Genomic DNA, 25,335 nt, shown 5'->3' on the forward strand with positions numbered 1-25,335 from the left:
CCGGCAATCTCTGTTACCGGACTACCGTTTCTTGGCCCACCGGCTTCGCAGGCATACCTTCCATGTTCCCGACCGATCCCGTCTCCAATCTCGCTGCCCTCATTCGCTGCCCCTCCGTCACACCCGCCGAGGGAGGCGCGCTCGCGGCTCTTGAAGCCATGCTTGCTCCGGTCGGCTTCAAGGTCGACCGGGTCGTGGCGAAGGAACCCGGAACGCCCGACATCGAGAACCTTTACGCCCGGACCGGGGGCGAAGGACCGCATCTGATGTTCGCAGGCCACACCGATGTGGTGCCGGTCGGCGACGAGGCGGCCTGGAGCCGACCGCCCTTCTCCGCCGCGATCGCCGAAGGCGAAATGTACGGACGCGGCGCCGTCGACATGAAGGGCGGCATCGCCTGTTTCGTGGCGGCAGTCGCCCGTCACATCGAGAAGCATGGCGCGCCCAAGGGCTCGATCTCCTTCCTCATCACCGGCGACGAGGAAGGCCCGGCGATCAACGGCACGGTGAAGCTCCTCGAATGGGCGGCGGCAAGGGGCGAGCGCTGGGACGCCTGTCTCGTCGGCGAGCCGACCAATCCGGACTGCATCGGCGACATGATCAAGATCGGCCGGCGCGGGTCGCTCTCCGGCCGGATCACCGTTCATGGCGTCCAGGGCCACGCCGCCTATCCGCATCTTGCGGACAATCCGGTGCGCAGCATCCTGCAGATCGCACAGGCCCTGATGGACCCGCCCTTCGACGATGGCACCGAAAATTTCCAGCCTTCGAACCTCGAGGTCACGACCATCGATGTCGGCAATACCGCAGTAAACGTCATTCCCGCCAAGGCGAGCGCCGCCTTCAACATCCGTTTCAACGACCGCTGGACGGCCGAAAGCCTGATGGCGGAGATCGTGGCGCGTCTCGACCGCGCAGCAGCCGGTAGCGCGCTGAGGCCCGGCCGGGCTCCGGCCAGATACGAGATCGTCTGGAACGAGCGTCCGAGCCACGTCTTCCTGACGCGCAACAACGCGCTCATCGATTCGCTTTCGGGTGCCGTGGAGGCCGTCACCGGGCGGCAGCCGCAGCTGTCGACCACCGGCGGTACATCGGACGCGCGTTTCATCAAGGACTATTGCCCGGTCGTCGAATTCGGCCTCGTCGGCAAGACCATGCACATGGTCGACGAACGCGTCGCCCTTGCCGATCTCGAAACCCTGACCGGGATATACGAAACCTTCATCGCCCGCTGGTTCGGTCATGCCGCTGCTTGAGGAAGTCCTTGTCTATATCAAGGGGCTGTGGCTGCTGATCCAGGGCAACCTTGAAGGCTATCGCTGGCTGGATATCAGCGAGAGCGGGTTGTGGCGCTCCTTCACGGCGATCCTCTGGACGCTGCCGGCGCTGGCCGTGGGCTGGGCCTCGTGGCGGCTCTATTATCTCTCGGTGATGCCGACCGGTACGACAGTCGGCATCGGCTTCTTCGGGAAGCTTCTCGCCGTCGATCTCGTAAGCTGGCTGCTGCCGATCGTGCTGATCGCCGTCCTCTCGCGCCCGCTCGGCTTTTCCGTCCTGGTGGTGCCGGTGATCGTCACGACCAATTGGCTCCAGGTCCCGCTGACCTATGCCATGGCAGTGCCGGCCGCGTTGCTGCTGGTCATACCCGGCAGCGCCGGGATGGCAGCCCTGCTGTGGCTTCTGCTGCTCGTCGCCAGCTCCGCGCTGCTCTTCCGCCTTTTGCGGACCGTTACCGCCAAGCAGAACCTGCTCGCCGCCGCCCTTGCCGCGATCTTTCTGCTGTCACCGCTGATGATCATGCAGTTCCTGCAGCGCCTGCTCGGCCTGATGCCGGGCTGAACGGCGGCGGATCTGCGGCAGCCCCTCATCCGCCTGCCGGCACCTTCTCCCCGCAAGCGGGGAGAAGGGACAAGCGGCACGAATCGAGCGAGCGCCGCGAGTCTCCTTCGCCCCGCGTGCGGGGAGAAGGTGGCCGGCAGGCCGGATGAGGGGCTGCTGTTTCCAGCTCAGTAATCCACCCGCATGAAATAAAGCCCGTCCGGCGGGGCGACAGGGCCGCACGCCTTGCGGTCCCGCGCCTCCAGTGCCGCCTGCAGGTCGTCCGGCGTCCATTTGCCCTCGCCAACGAGCTTCAGGGAGCCTGCGAAGGAACGGATCTGGTTGTGAAGAAAGCTTTGCGCCGTGGCGCGGATTTCGATGAGCTCGCCCGCACGGGTCACGTCCAGCCGGTCGAGCGTGCGCAAGGGGCTCGTCGCCTGACAGTGGGCCGAGCGGAAGGTGGTGAAATCGTGATGGCCGACGAGGCGCTGCGCCGCCTCGTGCATGGCGTCGTGATCGAGCGGCTTCGGCACCCACCAGGCGCGCCGCGCCTCCAGCGCCAGCGGCGAACGGCGGGAAATGATCCGATAGAGATAATGCCTGCGGATTGCCGAGAAACGGGCGTCGAAATCGCCGGGGGCTTCCGCGACATCGAGGATCGAGACCCGCTCGCCGGCAAGCGCCAGATGCGCGTTGAGGGCGTTTTGCAGCGTGTACGACTTCCACTCGCGCGTGAGATCGAGATGCGCCACCTGCCCCCGGGCGTGAACGCCGGAATCGGTGCGCCCGGCGCCGCGGATCGAGACCGTCTCGCGGGTCAGCGACAGGACCGCCTTCTCGATTGCGCCCTGGACCGAGGGACCGTTGTCCTGCCTCTGCCAGCCGACATAATCGGAACCGTCATATTCGACGGTCAGGCGATAGCGGGGCATCAGGCGATCCTCGCGCCGGCAGCGATGGGCGTGCCGCGCAGGAAATCGGCCGCGGCGAGCGCTTTGCCGCCCGCGCGCTGCAATCTCGTCAGCCGCACAGCACCCTCTCCGCAAGCGATGCCGAGAGTGTGATCAAGCACTTCTCCGGGATCACCTTCCCCTTCCGACATCTCGGAGGCCAGCACCTTGACGCGTTCGCGACGGCCGGCAATGTCGAGTTCGAACCAGGCGCCGGGAAAGGGCGAGAGGCCGCGGATATGGTTGTGCACCTCGGCCGCCGGCCGGGAGAAATCGATCCGGGTCTCTTCCTTCGATATCTTGGCGGCATAGGCGACGCCCTCTTGCGCCTGCGGCGCCAGCGGAAGCTCACCGGACTCGAGCCTTGCCATGGCCTCCGTCATCAGCACCGCTCCGACCTGCATCAGCCGGTCGTGCAATTCGCCGGCCCTCATCATCCCATCGATCGGAACCGACTGCGCGAGAGCGACGGGACCGGTATCGAGCCCCTTGTCCATTTTCATCACCATCATGCCGGTCTCGCGGTCGCCGGCCATGATCGCCCGCTGGATCGGCGCCGCCCCCCGCCAGCGCGGCAGGAGCGAGGCATGGCCGTTATAGCAGCCGTAGCGGGTGCCGGAGAGTATTTCCTCCGGCAGCAGCAGCCCGTAGGCGACGACGACCGCCACGTCCGCACCGAAATCCCGAAAGGTCTGGCGGTCCGCGGCATCCTTGAAATTGGCGGGCGTCAACACCGGTATGCCCAGCCGCTCGGCAGCCTGATGCACGGGGGACTTCTGCAGGTCGAGGCCGCGCCGGCCGCCCGGCCGCGGCGGCTGCGTGTAAACGGCGGCGATCTCGTGACCCGCCCCGGCGAGCGCCAGGAGCGTCGGCACGGAAAATTCCGGTGTGCCCATGAAGATCATGCGAAGCGGCAAGTGGCGGCCTCCGTCTCTTTCGATTGCCCGTAAGCGGGCGGCGGCTCCAGCTTGAATGCGGCCGCGACGCTAGATCGCCTTTGCGCCGCGCGTCTTGGCCGCCTTGGTGAACCTGCGAATCACCATATCGCGCTTGAGCTTTGAGATGTAATCGATGAACAGGACGCCGTTCAGATGGTCGATCTCGTGCTGCAGGCAGGTGGCGAGCAGGCCCTCGGCCTCGACCGCCTGTTCCTTGCCCTCGCGATCGACATACTCGACCGTGATCGCGGCGGGTCGCTCGACCTCGGCGTAGTAGTCGGGGATCGAAAGGCAGCCTTCCTCATAGACCGAACGCTCCTCGGACGAGCGGACGACCTTCGGATTGATGAAGACGAGCGGCTGCTTCTCCTCGCCCTCCTTCGTCACGTCGAGAACCAGGAGGCGCTTCGGCACGCCGATCTGTATCGCGGCGAGACCGATGCCCGGCGCGTCGTACATGGTTTCCAGCATGTCGTCGGCGAGCCGGCGAATATCGGCGTCAATGGTCTCCACCGGTGTCGACACCTGGCGCAGAACCGGATCGGGAAGAATGATGAGCGGCTTGATCGTCATGTCGATCCCCATAGCCGATCTTTCCGTCGACGCGCAAGAAAATTACCATCGAGAAACCCGTTGTGCTCCAAACGGGGGCGACCGGGGAGCGGAAATGCATGTTCTCGTTTTGATCTGGTTTTCGCACGCGAATCTGTTAGTCTGCGGCCATGGAGCCCGTCCCCTTTTCCTTCGATCAGCCGCTGTTCCTCATCGGCACCCTGCCCGTCACGGCCGGCCACCTCGTCACAACCGCCGCCCTTCTCGTGGTGCTGTTCTCGGCCATCATGGTGCGGCGCGCCCGTTCGGCTCGCGCGACCGGCCGCGAAGAGCAAATGTCGGCGCTCATTGCAGCGCAGACGGAGATGCAGGGACGCATCGCCGCCATGACCGAGGTCTTTGGCGCCCGGCAGGCGGAACTGAACCAGTCGCTCAGCCAGCGCATCGACGGAATGACGCACCGCATTGGCGCCTCGATCAGCGAGCAGACGAAGGCGACGCACGAAAATCTGCGGCGGCTCCAGGAGCGGCTCGCGGTGATCGACAACGCGCAGAACAACATCCAGTCGCTCGCCAAGGACATGGCCGGGCTGCAGAGCATCCTCGCCAACAAGCAGACGCGCGGCGCCTTCGGACAGTCGCGCATGGAGGCGATCGTCGCGGACGGCCTGCCGATGGGCGCCTTCGCCTTCCAGGCGACGCTTTCCAACGGCGCCCGGCCGGACTGTACCATTCGCATGCCGAACGGCCAGCCGCCGCTGGTCATCGATGCGAAATTTCCGCTCGAGGCCTGGAATTCCATGAGGGACGCGGCGAGCGCCGAACGGCGGCAACAGGCCGCGCAGGCATTCCGCCGCGACATGGAGGTGCATATCCGCGATATCGCCGGCAAATATCTGCTCCCGGGCGAGACGCAGGATACGGCCTTCCTCTTCGTTCCCTCCGAATCGATCTTCGCCGAAATCCACGAGCATTTCGAAGCGGTCGTCCAGAAGGCGCACCGCCAGCGGATCGTCATCGTCTCTCCGTCGCTTCTGCTTCTCTCGATCCAGGTCATCCAGGCGATCCTGAAAGATGCCCGCATGCGCGAGCAGGCCCACCTGATACAGAGCGAAGTCGTACGGCTGATGGAAGACCTCTCGCGTCTCGACGAGCGCGTACGCAAGCTCCAGGGCCATTTCGCCATGACCCAGAAGGATGTCGAGGACATCCTGATCTCCTCGGACAAGCTGACCCGTCGGGGCGCCAAGATCGAGGCGCTCGAGCTGCAGGCCGAGGCCGATCCGAGACAGGGCGAAAAGCCGGGCGACGGCAGCGGGCGCCCGATGGACGGGCGCATGGGGCAATTGAAGCTGAGAGTGGTTGACGAGGACTGACGGCGTCGGGCACTCTCCGGCAAATGCGTGTCGCCCGAAACCGTGCAGCGGTTTTGGGATGACGACAGGCGAAATCTAAAGAGCAAGCCGACGGGACGCCTCCACATGATCACTGTTTTTGGGTCCATCAACATGGACCTGATTGCCACCACCGCACGCCTTCCGAAGCCCGGCGAAACGGTTGCCGGAACGGACTTTTCCACTGCGGCGGGCGGCAAGGGCGCAAACCAGGCGCTCGCGGCGCGCCGCGCCGGCGCCTCGGTGCGCATGGCAGGTGCCGTTGGCTCCGACGCCTTTGCCGAGGGCGCGCTGGCGCTGCTCAAGGAGGCCGGCACCGATCTCGATCTGACGAAGACCGTCGGCGAGCCGACCGGAACGGCGCACATCATCGTCGGCGGCGACGGCGAAAACGTCATCGTCGTGGTCGCCAGCGCCAATGCACGCGTAAGCGGGGACGACGCCGCGAACGTGGTTGCGCAGATGTCGGCCGGCGACACGCTGATGCTGCAGCTCGAAATTCCCTCCGCCTCGGTGGAAAAGGCACTCTCCGAAGCAAAACGGCGGGGCATCCGATCGATCATCAACATCGCGCCGCTGACGCCGGATGCGGCGCGCCTCGGCCGCATGGCCGATATCGTCATTGCCAACGAGACCGAGTTCGAGCTGCTCGCCGGCAAAGCGGGCATCGCCGGCGCCGAGCGGGAAGAGGCTATGAACGGGCTTCACGCCGAGACCCGCCAGACCGTGATCGTAACCCTTGGTGCTGAGGGCGTGGTGGCGATTCACGAAGGCGAACTCCACCGCGCGAAAGGGCTCACGATCGAGCCCGTCGATACGGTCGGTGCCGGAGATACGTTCTGCGGCTATCTCGCCGCCGGCCTCGACGCCGGTCTCGCATTCTCCGAGGCGCTCCGCCGCGCCGCGATTGCGGGATCGCTCGCCTGCCTCAAGCCCGGCGCGCAGCCCTCGATACCGCTTGCCGCCGAGGTCGCCGCCCGGCTCTAGGGCACTTCCAGGAAAAGTGTGTAGCGGTTTTCCGTCCGGAAGTGCCTAGTTTTGGAGTCTTGGAGTATTTCAGTGTTTCCATGAAATATTGAAACGCTCTAGACGACGGAGAGATAAGCGTCCGCCAGCAACGCCGACGCGCAAATCCTGCCGCCTGAACCGGAATCAGCTTCGGCGTTGGCCGTATTTTAATCTTTGATCGTCTAATCAGGTCAGCGAGAAGGCCAACTCCGGTTCGGCCGCTCCTCCATGCCGGTCGGCATCTGGCGCTCCATGAGGGAGCTTCACCCACAGTTCCGAATATGTCGCGCCGCGGGCTCAATACCTGCGGACCTCTCAGTGCGTGAGGATTTCATGTTCAAGTTCCAAGCCAGATCGCTGGCGACAAAGTTGATCGCGGTGACGGGAGGCACGATCGCCCTCGTGCTGCTCGCGTCGAATTACGTGCTCATCTCCCAGACGCAGGACCGTGTGGAAACGCTGGTCTTCGACGGCGCGAAGACGGAAGCGCGGGCGATCGCGTCCGACATCGCGGGAAGCGTCGGCGAACTTGCCGCCGCCGCGCGGACCATGTCGGGCGTTCTGGGGCGCGGCCATGCCGGGCAGTCCACCGACCGCGCAGGCGCCATCAATCTCCTGAAGGCCAATCTGGAGCAGCATGGCTTTGCCTTCGGCAGCTGGTTCGCCGAAGAGCCCAAGGCCTATGACGGAAAGGACGTCATCGACAACACGGAACGTGGCGGCAATGCCGACGGTGCGTTCACGCCCTATTGGTCCAAGGACCGCAACGGAAATATCCAGCTCTCGACCTTCAAGGCCGATTATGCGGCCGAGTGGTACGGCCTCGCCGCGAAGAGCGGCAAGGGCGCCATCACCCAGCCATATCTCGCCGAGGGCACCGACGTCCCGACCACGATGACGTCGATCGCCTACCCCGTCATGTCGAACGGCAGGATGATCGGAGTCTCGGGTGTCGATATCTCGCTCGCCGCACTCGCCGACCGTCTCTCGGCGGTCAAGCCTTTCGGCTCCGGCCGGGTCTACCTTCTTTCGCAGAGCGGCAAGTGGCTCGCCGCACCTATCCCCGAGCTGCTGATGAAGGAATATGACGGCGAGGGCGCCGAATTGGTGAAGGATGCCCTTTCCACCGGCACGCCCCGCATGATCGAGAACCTGACTTACGACGGCAACGAACCTTTCGACCGGGTCGTCTATCCTTTCAGCCTGCCCGACGTGAACGCGCAGTGGCTGGTGCTGGTCGATGTTCCGCGCTCAGCCATCAATGCGCCGGTCCGCGATCAGACCTATATGATGATCGTCGGCGGCCTGGTGGTCCTCGGCGCGGTGCTCGCCGGCCTCTATTTCGCCGTTCGCCGCTTCGTCCAGAAGCCGCTTGCCGGCCTCGTGGGCGACGTCGAGACGCTCAGCAACGGAGAATATACCCGGCCGATTTCCGGTCAGGAACGCTCCGACGAGACAGGCGCCGTCGCCAGGTCGCTCGAGGGCTTCCGTCACCAGCTCGCCGACAACAGGCGGCTCGAAAGCGAGGCCCGCCACGAGAGAGAACAGGCCGAACTGGAACGCGGACGTTCGGAAAACGAACGCACCGAGGCCAGCGCGCTGCAGCGCGACATCGTCGCACGCCTTGGCAAGGCCCTGTCGCATCTCTCCGCCGGTGACCTCGCCTTCCGCCTTACCGGCGACTTCCCCGGCGAATACGCGCAGCTGAAGCGCGATTTCAACGCGACGATGGAGAGCCTCGAAGAGACGATCCGCACCGTCAACCACTCCGTCGTCAATATCGGCAGTGGCACCAGCGAGATCTCGGGCGCCGCCAACGACCTGTCGCATCGGACTGAACAGCAGGCAGCAAGCCTCGAGGAGACCGCGGCCGCCCTTGACGAACTGACCTCGCAGGTGAACGCCAGCGCCGAGAACGCCAAGGTCGCCGCGAAGTCCGTCGAGGTCGCAAGCAGCGACGCGGAACAGTCCGGCGAGGTGGTGCAGAAGGCGATCGCCGCCATGCAGGGTATCGAGCAGTCGTCGCATGAAGTCAGCCGGATCATCGGCGTCATCGATGAAATCGCCTTTCAGACCAACCTTCTGGCGCTCAATGCCGGGGTCGAAGCCGCCCGCGCCGGCGACGCCGGCAAGGGCTTCGCGGTCGTCGCACAGGAAGTCCGCGAACTCGCGCAGCGCTCCGCCAATGCCGCAAAGGAAATCAAGACGCTGATCAATACATCGGCGGGCCAGGTTCGCGAGGGCGTCGACCTCGTCGGCAAGGCCGGCGGCGCGCTCGAGAAGATCGCCGAGCAGGTGGTGCAGATCAACGGGCTCATCCGCCAGATCTCCAGCTCCGCCTCGGAACAGGCGGTCGGCCTCAAGGAGATCAATTCCGCCGTCAATCAGATGGACCAGGTGACACAGCAGAACGCCGCCATGGTGGAAGAGACGACTGCCGCCAGCATGGCGCTGAACGACGAGGCCCGCGCCCTCAGCGCGCTGGTCGCCCGTTTCCAGATCGCCCCGCAGGCTGCCCAGGCCCAAGCCTCGGCCGAAATGCTGCGCGGTACAGCCGAGCGGATGCGTGCGGCTGCTCCCGCGGAAAATCGTCCGGCACAGGCGCCGCGCAGTGCCGCCTACTCCAATTCGACTCAAAGAGTGCTTGCCAAGACATCCGGCGCCAATGCGCTCGCGCAGGACAATTGGGAAGAATTTTGACCTGAAACGTTCTGCTCCAGACATTGCCCCTCACCAAACCTCTCCTCACAAGGGGGAGGGTGGGAGGGGTGTCAGTGAGATGCGGGGGGTCTCTCAGATCCGCGCAAGGCGCTCGGCCAAAAGCTCGAAGAAGCCCTCGTCGTCGATGTGCCGCATGACCTTGGCGTTGTGCGCACGGCCGGTGACCTGCCACCAGTCGACCACGGTCATACCCGTGGTGAGCGGAGACGCCGTTTCGATCTCGACGTTGCAGTCCCGCCCTGTGAAGAGCTCAGGCCGCAAGATATAGGCGATGACGGTCGGATCGTGTAGCGGCCCGCCGTCGGTACCGTATTTCTCGATGTCGAAACGCTCGAAGAATTCCAGCATCTCAGCAAGGGCCACTGCCGCCGGACTGCCGATCGCACGGATTTTCTCCACGCGAGTCTTCCGTGTCAGAACGCGATGGGTGACGTCGAGGGGCATCATTACGATCGGGATGCCGGAGCGGAAGACGATCTCGGCTGCCTCCGGATCGACATAGATGTTGAATTCCGCCGCAGGCGTTATGTTGCCGCCCTCGAAGAAGCCGCCGCCCATCATCACGACCTCGCGTACCGAAGGTGCGATTTCCGGAGCCTTCGTCAGGGCCAGCGCGATATTCGTCAGCGGTCCGAGCGTACAAAGCGTCACGGCACCCGGCGCCTCCGCGCGCAGCGTTTCGACGATGAAGTCGACGGCGTGCTGCTCTTGAAGCGGCATCGTCGGCTCGTCGAGCGCAGGGCCATCGAGCCCCGTCTTCCCGTGCACGTGCTCGGCCGTGACGAGCGGGCGTGCGACCGGCCGCTCGGCACCTGCGAAGATCTTGACGTCGGTCCTGTTGCAGAGCTCGCAGACGATGCGGGCGTTGCGGGCTGTCAGTGTCAGCGGGACATTGCCGGCAACCGCGGTGATGCCGAGGACCTCGATTTCCTCCGGGCTGCCGAGGGCCAGCATGATTGCCGCCGCGTCGTCCTGGCCCGGATCCGTGTCGATGATGATTTTTCTTGCGCTTGACACTTTTCATCTCCCTGCAGGACCGTCGCTCTCAGGTCAGAGACTATGATTTGCGCGGCCTGCCGAGGCAAGCCGCTTGCACTCATTGCACACAGCCACCATATTGCAGGCAGGATGCTGCTTGGCAGGTCCGACACATGGTCGCTTGAGCTGCAAGGGCTTGGATAATGAGCAGAATAACGCCTTTTACGAGCCCGCTTCTGGTGGGTTTCGACAGCATGGAAAAGACCCTTGAGCGCATCGCGAAGGGCAATGACGGCTATCCTCCCTACAATATAGAGCGAATTCGCGGCGATTCTGCCGCCGGCGCGCCGGAACGCCTGCGGATAACGCTCGCGGTCGCGGGCTTCTCGGAGGAAGACCTCGACGTGACGACCGAGGAAAACCAGCTCGTCATCCGTGGCCGTCAGATCGAAACCGGCGAAAGGGAATATCTGCATCGGGGCATCGCCGCCCGGCAGTTCCAGCGGACCTTCGTGCTGGCCGATGGAATGCAGGTTCTCGGCGCTGAATTGCGCAACGGCCTCCTTGCGGTGGATCTGGTACGCCCCGAGCCTGCCCGTATGGTAAAGAAAATTAATATTTCGGTCCCAGAATAGGATAACCGGCGAGATTTTTTCCTGCGTCGGCGACCACGGAGCATGACCATGGGACTGAAAGCCATCAACACATCGCTGTCGAAGAACGACCTTGCGCATCTTGGCGCAGGCGAGGTCGGCTATATCCGCAAGATGCGTTCTGAGGAGGTCTCCCGTTGCTTTCCGGAAGCGCCCGAGATGGGACCTGGGATCGATCTATGGGCCCTGTTCGGCGCCGATGGAACGCCTATCCTGCTGACCGACAACCGCTCCAGCACCTTCTTCAAGGCGGCCGAAGACGACCTTCGCACGGTCAGTTTGCATTGAGCGGTTGACGCAAGCCATCGGAATTGAATTGGCCCCTCATCCGGCCTGCCGGCCACCTTCTCCCCGTAAACAGGGCGAAGGAGACTCGCGGCGGCCCGTTCAAGTCCCCTCTCCACCTGCGAGAGGGGGGATTTTCTAGACCCGTCGAAACGTCAGATAAGCCGAACTGCGCCCCTCCCGGCGGGCCTTGGCTTCGTAGCGCGTGCTCGGCCATCCCGCAAAAGGCGTCAGCCAGTCGGCCGCTCTTTCCGCCGTCCATTCGAAAGCCGCGTGTTCGCGGCAGTGGATGAGCGTCCAGTTGATGTAGCTGTCGATATCAGAGGCAAAGCAGAAGAGGCCGCCCGGCTTCAGGATGCGGGCGAAGCGGTCGAGGTTGATCTGGGAGACGAAACGCCGCTTCCAGTGCTTTCGCTTCGGCCATGGATCGGGATAAAGCAGGTCGATCTGGTCGACGGATGCCGCCGGCAGCCAATCCAGCACCTGCGTCGCGTCGTCGTCGTAGAGGCGGATGTTCCTGATCGCCTTCGCCTCGATCTGCCCGAGCAGCTTCGCCATCGAATTGACGAAGGGTTCCACCCCGATGAAGCCGGTCGCCGGGTCTTCCGCGGCACGGTGGATCAGGTGCTCTCCGCCGCCGAAGCCGATCTCCAGGCGGATTCTTTCGACCGGCTCGGGGAAAAGCGCCGTCAGATCGGCCGGAGCCGGCTCTTCGAGATCGAGCTTCAAAAGAGGCAGCAGGTGTTCGAGATGCGCCGCCTGGCGCTCCCGCAAGGGCTTGCCCTTGCGGCGGCCGAAGAAAGCTTCCGTTGCCCTGGCACCGCGCGTTTCGGTCATGTCGTTTTCCCATAGATGAAGCAGGCTGCGGGTGGAGGCGCACACCGTTTTCCGCATCCGGTTCCGCATCCATGATTTCGGATCGAGCCGAGCCCGAAATCACAATGAACGAGGCGGACGCTCCTCTCCGGAGCGCCCGCCTGATTGTTGCCACGGCTGATAACAGGCCGCTGCGATATCTTCAATATGCGGCTTCTTTTGAAGCTGCCCCGCCGGGACGGCTTAGGCCGCGCGGCTCGCCGCTCTTCCGTTGACGGACGACGAGTCGCTGTCGATCGCTTCTTTCAAAGGCTTGACCAGGTCGAGCTTTTCCCAGGAGAAGGAACCGTCGCGGCCCGCCTTGCGGCCGAAATGGCCGTAGGCAGAGGTCTTGGCATAGATCGGCCGGTTGAGGTCCAGATGGCGGCGGATGCCGGTCGGCGACAGGTCCATCGTCTTGCGGATGGCGCTCTCCACCTGATCTTCCGAGACTTTTCCCGTGCCGTGCAGATCGACATAGATCGACAGCGGCTGGGCTACGCCGATCGCGTAGGAAAGCTGGATGGTGCAGCGCTCGGCAAGGCCCGCCGCTACGACGTTCTTGGCAAGGTAGCGGGCCGCATAGGCGGCCGAGCGGTCGACCTTGGTCGTGTCCTTGCCGGAGAAGGCACCGCCGCCATGCGGAGCTGCGCCGCCATAGGTGTCGACGATGATCTTGCGGCCGGTAAGGCCCGCATCGCCGTCCGGTCCGCCGATGACGAACTTGCCGGTAGGATTGATGTACCAGGTGCAGTCGTCGGCGATCTTCAGGTCCCCGAGCGCCTCACGGATATAGGGTTCGACCACGGAGCGAACCTTGGTGGAATCCCAGCTCTCGTCGAGGTGCTGGGTGGAAAGAACGATCGAGGTGGCCTCGGCCGGCTTGCCGTCGACGTACCGCACGGTCACCTGGCTCTTGGCGTCCGGACCGAGCTTGGCGACTTCGCCTTCGCCCTTCTTGCGGGCCGCAGCGAGCAGATTGAGGATGCGGTGCGAATAGTAGATCGGCGCCGGCATGAGCTCGGCGGTCTCCCGGCAGGCATAGCCGAACATGATGCCCTGGTCGCCCGCGCCTTCTTCGCCCTGCTTGTCGGCGGCATTGTCCACGCCCTGCGCGATGTGCGCGGACTGGAAGTGCAGAAGAACGTCGATCTTCGCAGTCTTCCAATGGAAGCCGTCCTGCTCATAGCCTATGTCGCGGATCGCCTTGCGGGCCGCCGACTTGAACTTCGAGGGGTTGATGACGTCGTTGCCGTTCTTGTCTTTCTTGAGAAGGCTCGGCGGCAGCCGGACCTCTCCGGCGATGACCACACGATTGGTCGTTGCCAGCGTTTCACAGGCGATGCGCACAGTCCACGGATCGACGCCGGTCTTTGCGGCTTCGCGGTAGACCAGATCCACGATTTCGTCGGAGATACGGTCACACACTTTGTCCGGATGACCTTCGGCTACGGATTCACTTGTGAACAGGTAGTTTGCGCGCATGCGGGAAGTCCCCTCAATGAAAGAAGCGGTCCAAACGTTTAGTGGTTTTGCCGGTGAAAAACAAGCACACAACGACATAAATATATCTTTATATCGGCATCGCAGCGACGTTCCGCTTTCCGGAAAATGCGCGCTTTGTGGAAAATCTTCGCGCTCGGGCGGGAGCCGTGACGCGCTCAGCCCGGAATCCCATCCGGAGCGACCCGCCTCTTGTCGCATGCAGCGTCGAAGCGCTGCCGTCTTCGTCGTTTATCGGTAGGGTTGGAGCTCGCGCAGTACCCAATAGACGAAAAAAGCGGCTTGATGCCGCTTCTTTCGTGCCGGACGACTTGCCGCCTATTCGCTCTCCGCCTCGGCGGCCAGTGCTTTCACGAGGTCTACCAGCTTGCGCCGAACCTTCGGGTCGGAAATCTTCACGAAGGCACGGTTGAGCTGCAGCCCTTCCGAGGAAGACAGGAAATCGACGACGTAGTTGGAGCTCGACGCCTCGGCCATCCCCGGCCCGGTGCCGCCGCCATCGCCCGGAGCATCCTCGAAGAAGAACGACACCGGCACGTTGAGTATCTGCGAAATGTTCTGCAGCCGGCTCGCGCCGACGCGGTTCGTGCCTTTTTCGTACTTCTGGATCTGCTGGAAGGTAATCCCCAGACTCTCGCCGAGCTTCTCCTGGCTCATGCCAAGCATCGTCCGACGAAGGCGAATCCTGCTACCGACATGAATGTCGATCGGGTTCGGTTTCTTCTTGTTCTCGATCATATTCGCCTTCCTAAACACCCTGTTTTCGTTACCAGCAACCCCGCATTGCAAAAACCTGCGCTGCGGCAACCCTGTCACGCTTCGGCGGCAGGCAAAGGTTGATGGCGAAATCCACTATGCAATTTTAGGGGTTTTACGTCAATTCTTCCTAATATTAAAACCTAAGCGCGATATTGCTGCAACCAGAAATAGAATCCCCGTCGTCAGCCAAAAAATCTGGCTGCGCGTTGCGATATTTGTGAGCGTAGGCAGTTTTCCCGGCAGAATTGTGTCTATAACCCCCCTGTAATTGTAGCCCAATACTACCACTAAAACACCACGTGCATCAACAACTGCTGAAATACCAGTATTCGCCGCACGGATCATCGGAGTTCCGGCCTCGACCGCGCGAAGCTGCGCCTGATGGAAATGCTGGCGTGGCCCGGGGGTGTCGCCGAACCAGGCGTCATTGGTGATGTTGAGGAGCGCGTCTGCGAGACGGGCATTGCCGTCCACCTCGTCGGCGAAGATCGCCTCGTAACAGATCATCGGATAGATCCTTCGGCCGCCCGGCAAGGTCAGCACCGGGCGGGTGCTGGCCGCCGAGAAGCCGCCCGGCATCGAAGCCGCGACGGAACTCAGGCCCCACGAGGTCAGCAGATCCTCGAACGGGAGGTATTCACCGAAAGGCACCAGATGCACCTTGTCCGCCGCACCGACGATCTGCCCTCGATCGTCGATGACATAAACCGAATTGTAATAGCGCGGCGGCAGTCCGGCACCGGCATCCTCGACCCTGACGGCACCGGCGACGAGAACTTGCCCGTCCTGGAGAACATCGGCGATCCGCGCCAGGGCGTCGGGATTGTCGGTGAGGATGAAAGGGATCGACGTTTCCGGCCAGACGACGATGTCCGGCCGTTTGGCGCCATCCTGGACCGGGGCGGCCGTCAGCGAGAGATGGTCCTCGAAGATCGACGCACGCTCGCGGTCGTCGAGCTTCTTGGCCTGGTCGATCACCGGTTGGACAACGCGGACGGTCATCTCCGGCTGGAGCGGCGCCGGTGCCGGCTGGGCGAGCCGGTAAAAGCCGAAAGCGACATGCGCCGTGAAGAGCGCTGCGGCGATGGCGAGACCGGCGCGCGCGCCCTTGCCCGTCCAGATCAGAGCCGGCGCGGCGAAGACGAAAACGGCCAGCATGTTGATCGTCGAAAGATTGACGACGCTGGCCGACTGCATCATCAACGGCATCGGCATGGCCGCATAGCCGATGGCATTCCAAGGGAAGCCGGTAAAGAGAAAACCGCGCAGCCATTCGGCGATGCCGAAGCCGAGCGCAAGGGCGGCGATCCGGCCCCAACCATCCGACCAGAGGCTGCGGGCAATGACGACCGCCAGCGCGTAAAAGAGCCCGAGAACGGCCGGGAGGCCGACGACGGTGAGCGGCAGCGCCCAGGCGAACGCGTCCGCCTCGACCAGAAGCGCATTACCCAGCCACCAGAGACCACCCAGGAAATAACCGAAACCGAAGGACCAGCCGATCGCAGCGGGCGGCATCAGCCGCCGCAGCAGGCCGTCGCCGGGATCGGGCGCCACCCCGTCGATCAGCCAGACGAGGACGGGAAAGGAGACGAAAGCCGCCGCGAAAATGCCGAAAGGCGGCTGGGCAAGCACCGCCAGGAGGCCGGCGAGAAAGCCGACGAATGTCCGGGAAACCCCCGAGAGAAGTATGATTCTGCCTGCCAGTCTTTCCATTGAACCTCCAGTCGGCGCCGGACGTGGGGGAGACCTTGCGCGGGACCCTGTCCTCGAGGATTCAAGGACACACGCAGCACGACCGAATCAATCGGCGGCAGTCTTCCAAAAAAGTGGCTGCTTGTCCCGTCTCCTGGCGACGCCGAGCCGGCCCTATTCGAACGAGGACGGGGGCTGGGCACCCGCCCCTGTGGCGCCGGGCGTGGTAAACGCATCGGGCAACGGCTCCTTCTCGACCTTCGGCAGGCGGCGGCGTGACGGCGGACGCTTGCGCATGATCCTGACGCGTTTGACGCGACGCGGATCGGCATCGAGAATCTGGAATTCGAAACCGGGAATCGCCTGCACCACTTCGCCGCGGACAGGAATCCGGCCGAGCGATGCGAAGACGAGTCCGCCCAGCGTGTCGACATCCTCGAGTTGCTCGCGTACGTCGAAGTCCGGCCCGACCGCCTCGGCGATCTCCTCGAGCTCCACCCGGGCGTCGGCGATGAAGACGTCGTCCGAGCTGCGCGCGAACATCACTTCCTCGTCGTCATGCTCGTCCTCGATGTCGCCGACCACCATCTCGACGATGTCTTCGAGCGATACGAGACCGTCCGTTCCGCCGTATTCATCGATGACGAGTGCCATCTGGATGCGCGCAGCCTGCATGCGCTGCATGAGATCCGAGGCGAGCATCGACGGCGGCACGAACAGGAGCTGCCGGACGATCCCCGCCTCCTCCACCGTCTTGTCGAGATCGACGCGGGAAAGATCGAAGCCTGCCTTCTGCTGCCGGGGCGCCCTTTCGGGCTTGTCGCCATTCGTCGTCGTCGCCCCCTGAGCTTTGCCGTTGCGGCGGCGGTTGCGCGCCTGCTTGGTCACATAGGCAAGAAGGTCACGGATGTGCACCATGCCGCGAGGGTCGTCGAGCCCCTCGCTGTAGACCGGCATGCGCGAGCGTCCCGACTCCTCGAAGAGCACCATGAGCTCGCCGATGGTGATATTCTGGTCTACCGCTTCGATGTCGGCTCGCGGAACCATCACGTCCTCGACCCGAACCTCGCGGAAGCGGAGGATGTTGTTGAGCATCGCCCGCTCTTCGGGCGAGAAGGCCGCATTGCCGTCGGCATCCGTCATGAGCGCGTCGGCAAGATCCTCGCGCAGGCTCGACGGGCTCACACCGCGTAACAGACGCGCGGCACGGCTCCAAAATGATGATGTGGATTTGCTGCCCTCGAATCGGGCGGCGGTACTACTACCGGCCTCGGTGTCGCCGGAGGCTTCCGCCTCCTCGGTCGCGACAGCGGCCGGCTGTGTCTTGAAGTCGCTCATCGTTCCAAACTGTTAATGCGGGGGTTGGTCCCCGTAGGGATCAGATAGGCCAAGACGCGCCAAAATGCGAGTCTCCAACCCCTCCATTCTCTCCGCTTCGTCGTCTTCGATATGATCATACCCGAAAAGATGCAGGAATCCATGCACGAGAAGATGCGTCAAATGCGCGTCGAAGGGCTTTTCGAGCTCCGCCGCCTCCCGCCTGAGCGTCTCATGGGCGACCACGATGTCGCCGAGCATAGGCCCGGGCATCCTGCCCGGCGTCACCGGAAAGGCGGGAAAGGACAGAACATTCGTCGCCTTGTCCTGGCCTCGCCACTCCGCGTTGATCGCCCTGATCGACTGGTCGTCGGTGAAGACCAGCGACAGTTCCGCCGCCTGTGCCGGCAGCGGCTGGTTCTCCTCACGCGCGAGAAAATCGGCCGCAGCCTCGAGAACACGCTCGCAAAAGGACTGAAGCTCGTCTTCGGGCGGCCAGTCTCCCGCCTCGACGCTGATCTGAATGTCCAATGCCGTCATGATAAACGCGGCCGCCTCAGCGATCGCTCTGCTCGCTCTCGTCGTGAACCGCCGTCTGGCTGTCATAGGCCCTGACGATCCGCGCCACCAGAGGATGACGGACGACGTCGGCGTCCTTGAAGCGGATCACCGAGACGCCCTCCACGCCCTTGAGTATCTGCAGCGCCTCCACCAGCCCGGACTTCACGCCGCGCGGCAGGTCGACCTGACTCGGATCGCCCGTGACGATCATCCGGCCGTTCTCGCCGAGACGGGTCAGGAACATCTTCATCTGCATCGACGTCGTGTTCTGCGCCTCGTCGAGGATCACGGCGGCGTTGGCAAGCGTTCGCCCGCGCATGAAGGCGAGCGGCGCGATCTCGATGACGCCGGCGGTGATTGCCCGCTCGACCTTGTCGCCCGGCATCATGTCGTACAGCGCGTCATAGAGCGGACGCAGATAGGGATCGACCTTCTCCTTCATGTCGCCCGGCAGGAAGCCGAGACGCTCGCCCGCTTCGACAGCCGGACGCGAGAGGATGATCCGGTCGACAGCGCCACGCTCCAGGAGCTGGGCGGCATGGGCGACGGCGAGATAGGTCTTGCCCGTGCCGGCAGGACCGACGCCGAAGACGAGTTCGGCCCGCTCCATGGCGCGGATATAGGAATCCTGCATCGGCGTGCGCGCAGCGATTGTCTTCTTGCGCGTCGAAATCTGCGCCATTGTCAATTTGGCTTTGCGCTCCATCGTCGGCAACTGTAGCTGATCGTCGGCGGCGACCGCCATGCGGATCGCACCTTCGACATCGGATGTATCGATCGAAGCGCCACTCTGCAGCCTTCCGTAGAGATAGTCGAGGGCACGACGCGCCTGATTGGTTGCGACGACGTCACCGGAGATGGCGACCGAGTTGCCCCGCGGCCGGGCCTCGATGCGCAATCGCTCTTCCAGCAATTTCAGATTCTGGTCGAACTGACCGAAGAGCTCGCTCGCGAAGCGGTTGTTCTCGAAGGTGAGCACGAAGTGATTGGCGTCCGTCGCGGATGTCTTCGACTGGCGAGATGAGGAAGAAATCAGTTCGTGTCCGTTCAAGCGGTCAGCTCCTCGCGTCCGATTCCCCGATCATCTCGGCAAACAGGCTGTTCGGCCCGGCCTTGGTGATTCGCACTCTGATAATGTCACCGATTTGCGATGCTTTTGCATCAACATTCACGGGCTGCAGCCACGGCGACCGGCCGACGAGCTGCCCCGGCATGCGGCCCGGCTTCTCCAGGAGCAGGTCGATCTCCCGACCCACACAGGCCTCGGCGAAACCGCGCTGCTGCTTTACGAGCAAAGCCTGCAATATTTCCAAGCGCTTGGCCTTCACGTCCTCGGGAACCTGTTCCTTGAGCTCGGCGCCCGGCGTGCCGGGACGCGTCGAATACTTAAACGAGAAAGCCTGTGCATAGTTCACTTCTTCCACAAGGCGAAGGGTATCCTCGAAGTCCTGATCGGTCTCGCCGGGGAAGCCGACGATGAAATCGCCCGAAAGCGCAAGGTCGGGCTGCGCCGCACGAATGCGCTCGACGAGCGCCAGATATTCGGCTGCCGTGTGGCGCCGGTTCATCGCCTTCAGGATACGGTCGGAGCCCGACTGGACCGGCAGGTGCAGATAGGGCATCAGCTTCGCCATCGACCGGTGCGCCTCTATGAGGCTGTCGTCCATGTCGCGCGGATGGCTGGTGGTATAGCGCAGGCGCGCAAGGCCGTCGATTTCGCCGAGGCGTCGCAGGAGGTCGCCAAGGCTCCATTCGCGCCCATGCGGACCCTCGCCGTGCCAGGCGTTGACATTCTGTCCGAGCAGGGTGATTTCGCGCACGCCGCCTTCGACGAGCTTCTCCGCCTCCGCCACGATCTGTGCCACCGGGCGCGAGACTTCCGAGCCGCGCGTGTAGGGTACCACGCAGAAAGTGCAGAACTTGTCGCAGCCTTCCTGGACGGTCAGGAAAGCCGTGACGCCCCGCGCACGGGTCTTGGCTTTATCGGGCGCCGGCAGATGGACGAACTTGTCCTCGATGGCATATTCCGTTTCCACGATACGCTGGCCGGCGCGAGCCCGCTTCAGCGCGTCGGGAAGGCGATGATAGGTCTGAGGACCTATGACGAGATCGACCGCCGGGACGCGGCGGAGAATTTCGTCGCCCTCCGCCTGGGCCACGCAGCCGGCGACGCCGATCAGCATCTCGCGGCCCTCGAGCGCCTTGGCCTTTTTCAGTTCGCGCAGGCGACCGAGCTCGGAATAGACCTTCTCCGCAGCCTTTTCGCGGATATGACAGGTGTTGAGCAGGACGAAATCGGCGTCTTCCAGGACATCGGTCGCAACATAGCCGTCGCGCGAGAGCGCATCCGACATGCGGTCGGAGTCATAGACGTTCATCTGACAGCCATAGGTCTTGACGAAGACCTTGCGCGCCGGAACGTTCAGGTCGCCCGCCTCGGGCGACGTCGACAGAAGAGCGGTTTCCTGGGTCATGCGGGTTCTTTAGTGCATAGCGCCCCAAAGTTGAAGCATTTTCGGGCCGTCACGGCGCGAGCCGCGACCTTTGCGCGTCTGACGGGATGTCCGGCGCTGCAGAGCACGCGGGGGCCGGCTCGCCCTTCGCGGCGGATCGGGAGCGCCCTCGCAGCCGATCCGACAGCATCTTGCGGATCCGCTGACCGATGAGGCGGCTTACTTCCTTGCGGTTCGCGTGCCGGTCATAGTCCACCGCCTCGCCGAAATCGACATCGACCTCCAGGGCTCCCTCTCTGAGCACCCCGAGAAGGTGCGGCACCAAGCCGATGTCCCCCGGCCATGCGGCGATCGGCCGATGATAGCGCCCCATCGGCATGCCGTGGATGCCGGTGTAGGAAATCGCCAGCGGCTGGACGTGGACCACGCCGGTCGGCGACTGCGGGACCGCCGAAGCGGCCGCGCCGAACAGCGAGGTCTTGATGTCGAGCAGCCGGTTGCCGTCGGAGGTCGTTCCTTCCGGGAAGAGCACGACGATTTCCCCATCGGCGAGCCGCCGCCCGATGTCATTGACCTGGTGACCGGTGGTGCGCTTCTGCTCGCGTTCCACGAAAACCGATGCCTGAAGGCGGGCGAGAAGCCCGAATATCGGCCAGCTCTTGACGTCCGACTTGGCAACGAAAACGACGTCCGCCACCGAGGAAAGCACCAGGATATCCTTCCAGGAGACGTGATTGGCGCTCAGGAGCAAGGGACGCCGGCGGTCGAGCTCGCCATGGACGCGGACGCGCAGGCCGAGCAGCAGACAGGCGACGCGATGCCAGTGACGCGGCAGCCAGCGCCGCGGTTTCAGATCGAGCCAGAGGCAAAGAATCTGGACCGGCATCAGCACCAGCGAGACCATGACGAGCAGCATGCCGCAAAGAGCGACCCGCACCCAATTGATCATCCGCAGGCACCTTCCAAACTGCGCTTCACCGTTTGCGTGAAACAGTGAACGTGATCTATTCCAATAGGTTGAGACGCGGGATGCGGGCGGAAAACCGCACACACTTTCCTCATCCCGCTCTAGCGAAGATCGAGCCGCATGACAAGCGCCGCGCTGCGTTCGCCGGGCCGCGCCTGATAATAGGCCTTGCGCTCGCCGACCTTGCGGAAGCCGAGCTTTCCGTAGAGGCCGATTGCGGCCTGGTTCGTCTCGTCGACTTCCAGGAACAGTGCCTCGGCCCCTTTGACGGCGGCCTCCCGCATGGCCGCCTGCATGAGGCGCCAGCCGAGACCGGAGCGCGCGTAGCGGGAGTCGACCCCGATCGTCAGTATCTCGGCTTCGCCCGCGACCGCCCGCGACAGGACGAAGCCGCCGAAGGCCGGCCGGAACATGCCATTGGCATTGGTCTGGCGCGCGACGAATCCGAATACCGTCTCCTGACTCAGGAGCCCATGGATTTCGCCGTCGCTCCAGGCGGCGGCAAAGCGCTGGCGATGCAGCGCGGCCGCGGCGCCGAGATCGGCCTCTTCAAGCGCGAAAATGTCGAATTCGGTGCGGCGGGTGAAGTAGTCGGTAAGGCTCATCGGGGGCGTTTCTTGGACGTTCTGGAGAATATACGGGCGAATGGCGTCTTCCGGTCAGGCGCGGGTCACGGCGAATCCGGCCTGGGGCTTGGCGTCCGGTCCGCGCAGATAAAGCGGCTTAGGACGCGCTGAAACCGGATCGGCCGCAGCCCCCAGCCGGGCGAGGGCCGCCATATCGATCTCGTCCGGCTTGCCGCCCGCCGCGCCGGTGACGGCAGGGGCACCGGAGCCGCAGGCGATGCCGGCGAAAGCGGAAAAGCGCAGGCGCGCTTCCTCGGCGGGCAGGATTTCCGCCTCCCCCTGCGGCCGTCCCGAAGCATCGAAGGCCTGGAGGTAAACCTCGTCCCGTTTGGCGTCGAGGACGACGAGCACCGGCTGGCCAGCCTGGTTCAGCCTCGCGCTTTCGGCGACGACGTGAAGCGTGGTGATCCCGACCGCGGGCTTTCCGAGCGCCAGCGCGAGGCCGCGCGCAGCGGCAACGCCGACACGGATCCCGGTGAACGATCCTGGACCTATCGTCACGGCAATCCGATCGATTTCGCCGAGTTCCCGGCCCGAGGCGCTCAAGGCCTCATCCACGAATTCCATGAGGCGCTCCGCGTGGCCACGTCCGATATCCGCGCCCGCGCATGCCAGAAGTTCTCCGGCGCCGCCGTCGTAGACGGCAGCGAAACAACCGGACCCGGATGTATCAATGGCAAGAACTAGCATTTCAGCCGCGGTCTCCTCCCCTGCGCCTGCGAGCGGTGCGGCTGCGAGGGTGCGCAGCCGCAGTTACCGCATGTCCAAGTCGCTGCGGCCCTTCGGAATCACACTTGCGATTCTATCCCAAAAACCACACCGGGATAAGGAATATGGAAAGACGATGTAAGGAAAATGAAGCCAAACAGTAAGCAAAGGATGCGCGGGCCTGCCATGCAGATTCCCGCGCCCCGATCCGCTTCGGATCAGACGGATTCGACCGCTTCGACTTCCGGAACGAAGTGGCGCAGCAGGTTCTGCACGCCGTGCCTCAAGGTCGCCGTCGAGGAGGGGCAGCCGGAGCATGCGCCTTTCATGTTCAGGAACACCGTTCCGTCCTTGAAGCCGCGGAAGGTGATGTCGCCGCCGTCCTGGGCGACGGCGGGCCGAACCCGCGTCTCGAGCAGTTCCTTGATCGTGGCGACGATCGCCTCGTCGCCCTCGTCGAAGAACTCGTCCTCCTCATCCGTCTGCTCGGCACGGCCGGCGCCCGACATGATCGGCTGCCCCGACATGAAATGCTCCATGATCGAGCCGAGAATCGCGGGCTTCAGGTGCTGCCACTCCTGCGCTTCCTTGCTCACGGTGATGAAGTCATAGCCGAAATAGACACCGGTGACGCCGGGGATCGAAAAGAGCCGAGCCGCAAGGGGCGATCCTGCAAGGGCCTCTTCTTCGCTCCGGAATTCGGCAGTGCCGTTCTCCATCACCACCTTGCCCGGCAGGAACTTCAAAGTGGCGGGATTCGGTGTGGCTTCGGTCTGGATGAACATGTCTCACTCCATTCTGCCGGGAGCGCTCCTCGACCGGCCTTTTTAGAATTGTTCCAAAATATAGGAGCCTCGAGCGGAGCCCGCAAGGCGTAATAGCGTGATTCAAAGTGCTACAACGACCTTTGCGCGTCCGATATGACGCGCGGGCTCTGTGGAGGTCAGGTCAACGCGTCGATTTCCTCATCCGTCAGCAGGTCGGGAATGACCGTGACAGGTATCGGAAAGGCCGCGGCTTTCCCGGCAATGGACGAAACGAGCGGGCCCGGGCCTTCCTTCGCCGATCCGGCCGCCAGCACCAGGATCGCGATGTCACGGTCCTCCTCGATGGCGGCGTGAATCTGTTCCGTGGCGATGCCCTCGCGAATGACGATTTCCGGCTCGATGCCGATCCGTTCGCGTACCGTCTGCGCGATCTTGGCCAGCGTCGCCTCGGCCTCATCCCGCGCTTCGGCACGCATGATCTCCTCGACGCCCAGCCATTGCTGGAAGTCGCCGTCGGCGATCACGTAGAGCAGCACGAGACCGCCATTGGAGTTCTTCGCGCGCATGCCGGCATAATGCACCGCGCGGCCGCATTCGGGCGTATCATCGATCACCGCCATGAATTTGCGGCGATGGCCTTCCATTCGTGAGAGTCGGGTTGAAACCATGCGCTGAACATTACAACGCCGCGCGGCGCCCGCAAGGTCTCATTTTCGTGAACTACTGCAAAAAGCCGATGATTTCGCGGACCTCGCGCATGGTCGTCTCGGCGCGTTCCCGGGCGCGCTCCCCGCCCTTGCGCAGGATAGCGTCGATATGCGCGGTATCGCCCATCAACCGGCGCATCTCGCCCGTGATCGGCGAAAGTACGCTGACGGCAAGGTCGGCCAGAGCTGGCTTGAAGGTCGAGAATTGCTGGCCGCCGAATTCGGCAAGCACCTCTTCTTTCGATCTGTCGGCGAGCGCTGCGTAAATGCCGACGAGATTTTCGGCCTCCGGCCGATCCTTAAGACCGTCCGCTTCGCTCGGAAGCGCGTCCGGATCGGTCTTGGCCTTGCGGATCTTCTTCAGGATCGTGTCGGCATCGTCCATCAGATTGATGCGCGACAGATCGGATGGATCCGACTTCGACATCTTCTTGGTGCCGTCGCGCAGCGACATGACGCGCGGCGCCGGGCCGCCGATCAGGGGTTCGACCGGCGGAAAATAGGCATGGATCGGCTCTTCGCCGACCACGATGTCGACGCCGTAACCACCGCGGCGGATATGCTCCATGAAGTCGATGTTGAATTTCTGGGCGATGTCGCGGGTGAGCTCCAGATGCTGTTTCTGGTCGTCGCCGACCGGCACGTGGGTGGCGCGATAAACGAGGATGTCGGCCGCCATCAGGCTCGGATAGGCGAGCAGGCCGAGCGAAGCGTTTTCACGGTCCTTGCCGGCCTTGTCCTTGAACTGGGTCATCCGGTTCATCCAGCCGATGCGGGCGACGCAATTGAATATCCAGGCGAGCTCGGCATGCTGCGGCACGGCCGACTGGTTGAAGACGATGTGCTTTTCGGGGTCGATGCCCGAGGCGATGAAAGCGGCCGCGATCGAACGGATCTGGCCCGGCAGGTCCTCATGCACGAGCTGAGCCGTGATCGAGTGCAGGTCGACGACGCAATAGATGCAATCGTTGTTTTCCTGAAGGGCGACAAATTTGCGGATCGCGCCGAGATAATTGCCGAGATGCAGGTTGCCGGTCGGCTGAACACCGGAAAATACGAGCGGCTTGAATTCGTTCATGTCGTCCCCAATCGGGCTTGTGGAGGGCCCGGCTCCAGTTGATAT

25 protein-coding genes are annotated in these 25,335 nt (G+C 63.6%); 7 read left to right on the forward strand and 18 right to left on the reverse strand.

The features are described 5' to 3' along the window. The first annotated feature begins 62 nt into the window (after positions 1-62). On the forward strand, positions 63-1,256 hold the full coding sequence (dapE, locus tag JOH52_RS04265) for a succinyl-diaminopimelate desuccinylase (RefSeq protein ID WP_010968566.1): 1,194 nt from the start codon (positions 63-65) through the stop codon (positions 1,254-1,256). Then, the gene (locus JOH52_RS04270) at positions 1,243-1,839 is read left to right on the forward strand and encodes a hypothetical protein (protein WP_003527641.1); all 597 of its coding nucleotides are present in this window, start codon (positions 1,243-1,245) and stop codon (positions 1,837-1,839) included. Before dapE ends, JOH52_RS04270 begins: the two co-directional genes overlap by 14 nt. A gap of 167 nt (positions 1,840-2,006) precedes the next feature. Here JOH52_RS04270 and truA read toward each other — a convergent pair whose 3' ends face one another. From truA to def, 3 genes are all read right to left on the reverse strand, one after another. Further along, entirely contained in the window at positions 2,007-2,750 is a 744-nt protein-coding gene (truA, locus tag JOH52_RS04275) for a tRNA pseudouridine(38-40) synthase TruA (RefSeq protein ID WP_010968563.1), read from the reverse strand. Continuing rightward, positions 2,750-3,685, reverse strand: a complete 936-nt coding sequence (gene fmt, locus JOH52_RS04280; protein WP_010968562.1) for a methionyl-tRNA formyltransferase — start codon at positions 3,683-3,685, stop codon at positions 2,750-2,752. The genes truA and fmt overlap by 1 nt, the downstream gene beginning before the upstream one ends. Before the next feature lie 69 nt (positions 3,686-3,754). Continuing rightward, positions 3,755-4,279 (reverse strand): peptide deformylase, encoded by a 525-nt coding sequence (gene def, locus JOH52_RS04285; protein WP_003527648.1) that lies wholly within the window; start codon positions 4,277-4,279, stop codon positions 3,755-3,757. A 149-nt stretch (positions 4,280-4,428) separates the two neighbouring features. Here def and JOH52_RS04290 point away from each other — a divergent pair, with 149 nt between their 5' ends. The 3 genes from JOH52_RS04290 (at position 4,429) to JOH52_RS04300 (ending at position 9,360) form a co-directional block, all read left to right on the forward strand. Beyond that, positions 4,429-5,634: a DNA recombination protein RmuC gene (locus JOH52_RS04290; RefSeq protein WP_014528896.1), complete on the forward strand. Its 1,206-nt coding sequence runs from the start codon at positions 4,429-4,431 to the stop codon at positions 5,632-5,634. A 105-nt stretch (positions 5,635-5,739) separates the two neighbouring features. Continuing rightward, positions 5,740-6,639, forward strand: coding sequence for a ribokinase (locus tag JOH52_RS04295; protein WP_010968559.1), 900 nt, complete (start codon positions 5,740-5,742; stop codon positions 6,637-6,639). A gap of 354 nt (positions 6,640-6,993) precedes the next feature. After that, positions 6,994-9,360, forward strand: coding sequence for a methyl-accepting chemotaxis protein (locus JOH52_RS04300; protein WP_014528895.1), 2,367 nt, complete (start codon positions 6,994-6,996; stop codon positions 9,358-9,360). A 93-nt stretch (positions 9,361-9,453) separates the two neighbouring features. Here the strand turns inward: JOH52_RS04300 and JOH52_RS04305 are convergent, their stop codons facing one another. After that, positions 9,454-10,398, reverse strand: a complete 945-nt coding sequence (locus JOH52_RS04305; RefSeq protein ID WP_014528894.1) for a nucleoside hydrolase — start codon at positions 10,396-10,398, stop codon at positions 9,454-9,456. Between the two features lie 164 nt (positions 10,399-10,562). Here JOH52_RS04305 and JOH52_RS04310 point away from each other — a divergent pair, with 164 nt between their 5' ends. Both JOH52_RS04310 and JOH52_RS04315 read left to right on the forward strand, forming a co-directional pair. Continuing rightward, positions 10,563-10,994 (forward strand): Hsp20 family protein, encoded by a 432-nt coding sequence (locus tag JOH52_RS04310; RefSeq protein WP_003527659.1) that lies wholly within the window; start codon positions 10,563-10,565, stop codon positions 10,992-10,994. Between the two features lie 48 nt (positions 10,995-11,042). Continuing rightward, positions 11,043-11,300, forward strand: coding sequence for a BQ00720 family protein (locus JOH52_RS04315; protein ID WP_003527660.1), 258 nt, complete (start codon positions 11,043-11,045; stop codon positions 11,298-11,300). A 135-nt stretch (positions 11,301-11,435) separates the two neighbouring features. Here the strand turns inward: JOH52_RS04315 and trmB are convergent, their stop codons facing one another. From trmB to trpS, 14 genes are all read right to left on the reverse strand, one after another. Beyond that, positions 11,436-12,134, reverse strand: coding sequence for a tRNA (guanine(46)-N(7))-methyltransferase TrmB (trmB, locus tag JOH52_RS04320; RefSeq protein WP_033045603.1), 699 nt, complete (start codon positions 12,132-12,134; stop codon positions 11,436-11,438). A 222-nt stretch (positions 12,135-12,356) separates the two neighbouring features. Further along, positions 12,357-13,637: a methionine adenosyltransferase gene (metK, locus tag JOH52_RS04325; RefSeq protein WP_003527663.1), complete on the reverse strand. Its 1,281-nt coding sequence runs from the start codon at positions 13,635-13,637 to the stop codon at positions 12,357-12,359. A 336-nt stretch (positions 13,638-13,973) separates the two neighbouring features. Further along, a complete protein-coding gene (locus JOH52_RS04330) occupies positions 13,974-14,393 on the reverse strand; it encodes a helix-turn-helix domain-containing protein (protein ID WP_003527670.1) in 420 nt (139 codons plus the stop codon). A 138-nt stretch (positions 14,394-14,531) separates the two neighbouring features. After that, positions 14,532-16,127: an apolipoprotein N-acyltransferase gene (lnt, locus tag JOH52_RS04335; RefSeq protein ID WP_010968556.1), complete on the reverse strand. Its 1,596-nt coding sequence runs from the start codon at positions 16,125-16,127 to the stop codon at positions 14,532-14,534. 153 nt (positions 16,128-16,280) lie between these two features. Then, positions 16,281-17,444, reverse strand: a complete 1,164-nt coding sequence (locus JOH52_RS04340; protein WP_003527674.1) for a hemolysin family protein — start codon at positions 17,442-17,444, stop codon at positions 16,281-16,283. Between the two features lie 12 nt (positions 17,445-17,456). Continuing rightward, a complete protein-coding gene (gene ybeY / locus JOH52_RS04345; protein ID WP_010968555.1) occupies positions 17,457-17,963 on the reverse strand; it encodes an rRNA maturation RNase YbeY in 507 nt (168 codons plus the stop codon). Between the two features lie 16 nt (positions 17,964-17,979). Further along, on the reverse strand, positions 17,980-19,035 hold the full coding sequence (locus JOH52_RS04350; protein WP_003527679.1) for a PhoH family protein: 1,056 nt from the start codon (positions 19,033-19,035) through the stop codon (positions 17,980-17,982). Between the two features lie 4 nt (positions 19,036-19,039). Continuing rightward, positions 19,040-20,458 carry a tRNA (N6-isopentenyl adenosine(37)-C2)-methylthiotransferase MiaB gene (gene miaB, locus JOH52_RS04355; RefSeq protein WP_013843852.1) on the reverse strand — a complete coding sequence of 473 codons (1,419 nt, stop codon included), beginning with the start codon at positions 20,456-20,458 and terminating at the stop codon, positions 19,040-19,042. Between the two features lie 49 nt (positions 20,459-20,507). After that, on the reverse strand, positions 20,508-21,386 hold the full coding sequence (gene olsA, locus JOH52_RS04360) for a lyso-ornithine lipid O-acyltransferase (RefSeq protein ID WP_003527683.1): 879 nt from the start codon (positions 21,384-21,386) through the stop codon (positions 20,508-20,510). A gap of 119 nt (positions 21,387-21,505) precedes the next feature. Next, positions 21,506-22,009, reverse strand: a complete 504-nt coding sequence (locus JOH52_RS04365) for a GNAT family N-acetyltransferase (RefSeq protein ID WP_010968553.1) — start codon at positions 22,007-22,009, stop codon at positions 21,506-21,508. Positions 22,010-22,063: 54 nt separating this feature from the next. Next, positions 22,064-22,720: a tRNA (adenosine(37)-N6)-threonylcarbamoyltransferase complex dimerization subunit type 1 TsaB gene (tsaB, locus tag JOH52_RS04370; RefSeq protein ID WP_010968552.1), complete on the reverse strand. Its 657-nt coding sequence runs from the start codon at positions 22,718-22,720 to the stop codon at positions 22,064-22,066. A 236-nt stretch (positions 22,721-22,956) separates the two neighbouring features. Further along, the gene (locus JOH52_RS04375; protein WP_003527690.1) at positions 22,957-23,523 is read right to left on the reverse strand and encodes a NifU family protein; all 567 of its coding nucleotides are present in this window, start codon (positions 23,521-23,523) and stop codon (positions 22,957-22,959) included. 158 nt (positions 23,524-23,681) lie between these two features. Next, positions 23,682-24,173, reverse strand: coding sequence for a universal stress protein (locus JOH52_RS04380; protein ID WP_003527692.1), 492 nt, complete (start codon positions 24,171-24,173; stop codon positions 23,682-23,684). A gap of 52 nt (positions 24,174-24,225) precedes the next feature. After that, the gene (gene trpS / locus JOH52_RS04385) at positions 24,226-25,290 is read right to left on the reverse strand and encodes a tryptophan--tRNA ligase (protein ID WP_010968551.1); all 1,065 of its coding nucleotides are present in this window, start codon (positions 25,288-25,290) and stop codon (positions 24,226-24,228) included. Positions 25,291-25,335 lie beyond the last annotated feature (45 nt).

Origin of the sequence: Sinorhizobium meliloti (genome assembly GCF_017876815.1) — a bacterium.
Classification (GTDB): domain Bacteria; phylum Pseudomonadota; class Alphaproteobacteria; order Rhizobiales; family Rhizobiaceae; genus Sinorhizobium; species Sinorhizobium meliloti.

Coding starts and splice junctions, on each gene's coding strand:
- dapE (WP_010968566.1), top strand. CDS start 63: ATGTTCCCGACCGATCCCGTCTCCAATCTCGCTGCCCTCATTCGCTGC.
- JOH52_RS04270 (WP_003527641.1), top strand. CDS start 1,243: ATGCCGCTGCTTGAGGAAGTCCTTGTCTATATCAAGGGGCTGTGGCTG.
- truA (WP_010968563.1), bottom strand. CDS start 2,750: ATGCCCCGCTATCGCCTGACCGTCGAATATGACGGTTCCGATTATGTC.
- def (WP_003527648.1), bottom strand. CDS start 4,279: ATGACGATCAAGCCGCTCATCATTCTTCCCGATCCGGTTCTGCGCCAG.
- JOH52_RS04290 (WP_014528896.1), top strand. CDS start 4,429: ATGGAGCCCGTCCCCTTTTCCTTCGATCAGCCGCTGTTCCTCATCGGC.
- JOH52_RS04295 (WP_010968559.1), top strand. CDS start 5,740: ATGATCACTGTTTTTGGGTCCATCAACATGGACCTGATTGCCACCACC.
- JOH52_RS04300 (WP_014528895.1), top strand. CDS start 6,994: ATGTTCAAGTTCCAAGCCAGATCGCTGGCGACAAAGTTGATCGCGGTG.
- JOH52_RS04310 (WP_003527659.1), top strand. CDS start 10,563: ATGAGCAGAATAACGCCTTTTACGAGCCCGCTTCTGGTGGGTTTCGAC.
- JOH52_RS04315 (WP_003527660.1), top strand. CDS start 11,043: ATGGGACTGAAAGCCATCAACACATCGCTGTCGAAGAACGACCTTGCG.
- trmB (WP_033045603.1), bottom strand. CDS start 12,134: ATGACCGAAACGCGCGGTGCCAGGGCAACGGAAGCTTTCTTCGGCCGC.
- metK (WP_003527663.1), bottom strand. CDS start 13,637: ATGCGCGCAAACTACCTGTTCACAAGTGAATCCGTAGCCGAAGGTCAT.
- JOH52_RS04330 (WP_003527670.1), bottom strand. CDS start 14,393: ATGATCGAGAACAAGAAGAAACCGAACCCGATCGACATTCATGTCGGT.
- lnt (WP_010968556.1), bottom strand. CDS start 16,127: ATGGAAAGACTGGCAGGCAGAATCATACTTCTCTCGGGGGTTTCCCGG.
- JOH52_RS04340 (WP_003527674.1), bottom strand. CDS start 17,444: ATGAGCGACTTCAAGACACAGCCGGCCGCTGTCGCGACCGAGGAGGCG.
- ybeY (WP_010968555.1), bottom strand. CDS start 17,963: ATGACGGCATTGGACATTCAGATCAGCGTCGAGGCGGGAGACTGGCCG.
- miaB (WP_013843852.1), bottom strand. CDS start 20,458: ATGACCCAGGAAACCGCTCTTCTGTCGACGTCGCCCGAGGCGGGCGAC.
- olsA (WP_003527683.1), bottom strand. CDS start 21,386: ATGATCAATTGGGTGCGGGTCGCTCTTTGCGGCATGCTGCTCGTCATG.
- JOH52_RS04365 (WP_010968553.1), bottom strand. CDS start 22,009: ATGAGCCTTACCGACTACTTCACCCGCCGCACCGAATTCGACATTTTC.
- tsaB (WP_010968552.1), bottom strand. CDS start 22,720: ATGCTAGTTCTTGCCATTGATACATCCGGGTCCGGTTGTTTCGCTGCC.
- JOH52_RS04375 (WP_003527690.1), bottom strand. CDS start 23,523: ATGTTCATCCAGACCGAAGCCACACCGAATCCCGCCACTTTGAAGTTC.
- JOH52_RS04380 (WP_003527692.1), bottom strand. CDS start 24,173: ATGGTTTCAACCCGACTCTCACGAATGGAAGGCCATCGCCGCAAATTC.
- trpS (WP_010968551.1), bottom strand. CDS start 25,290: ATGAACGAATTCAAGCCGCTCGTATTTTCCGGTGTTCAGCCGACCGGC.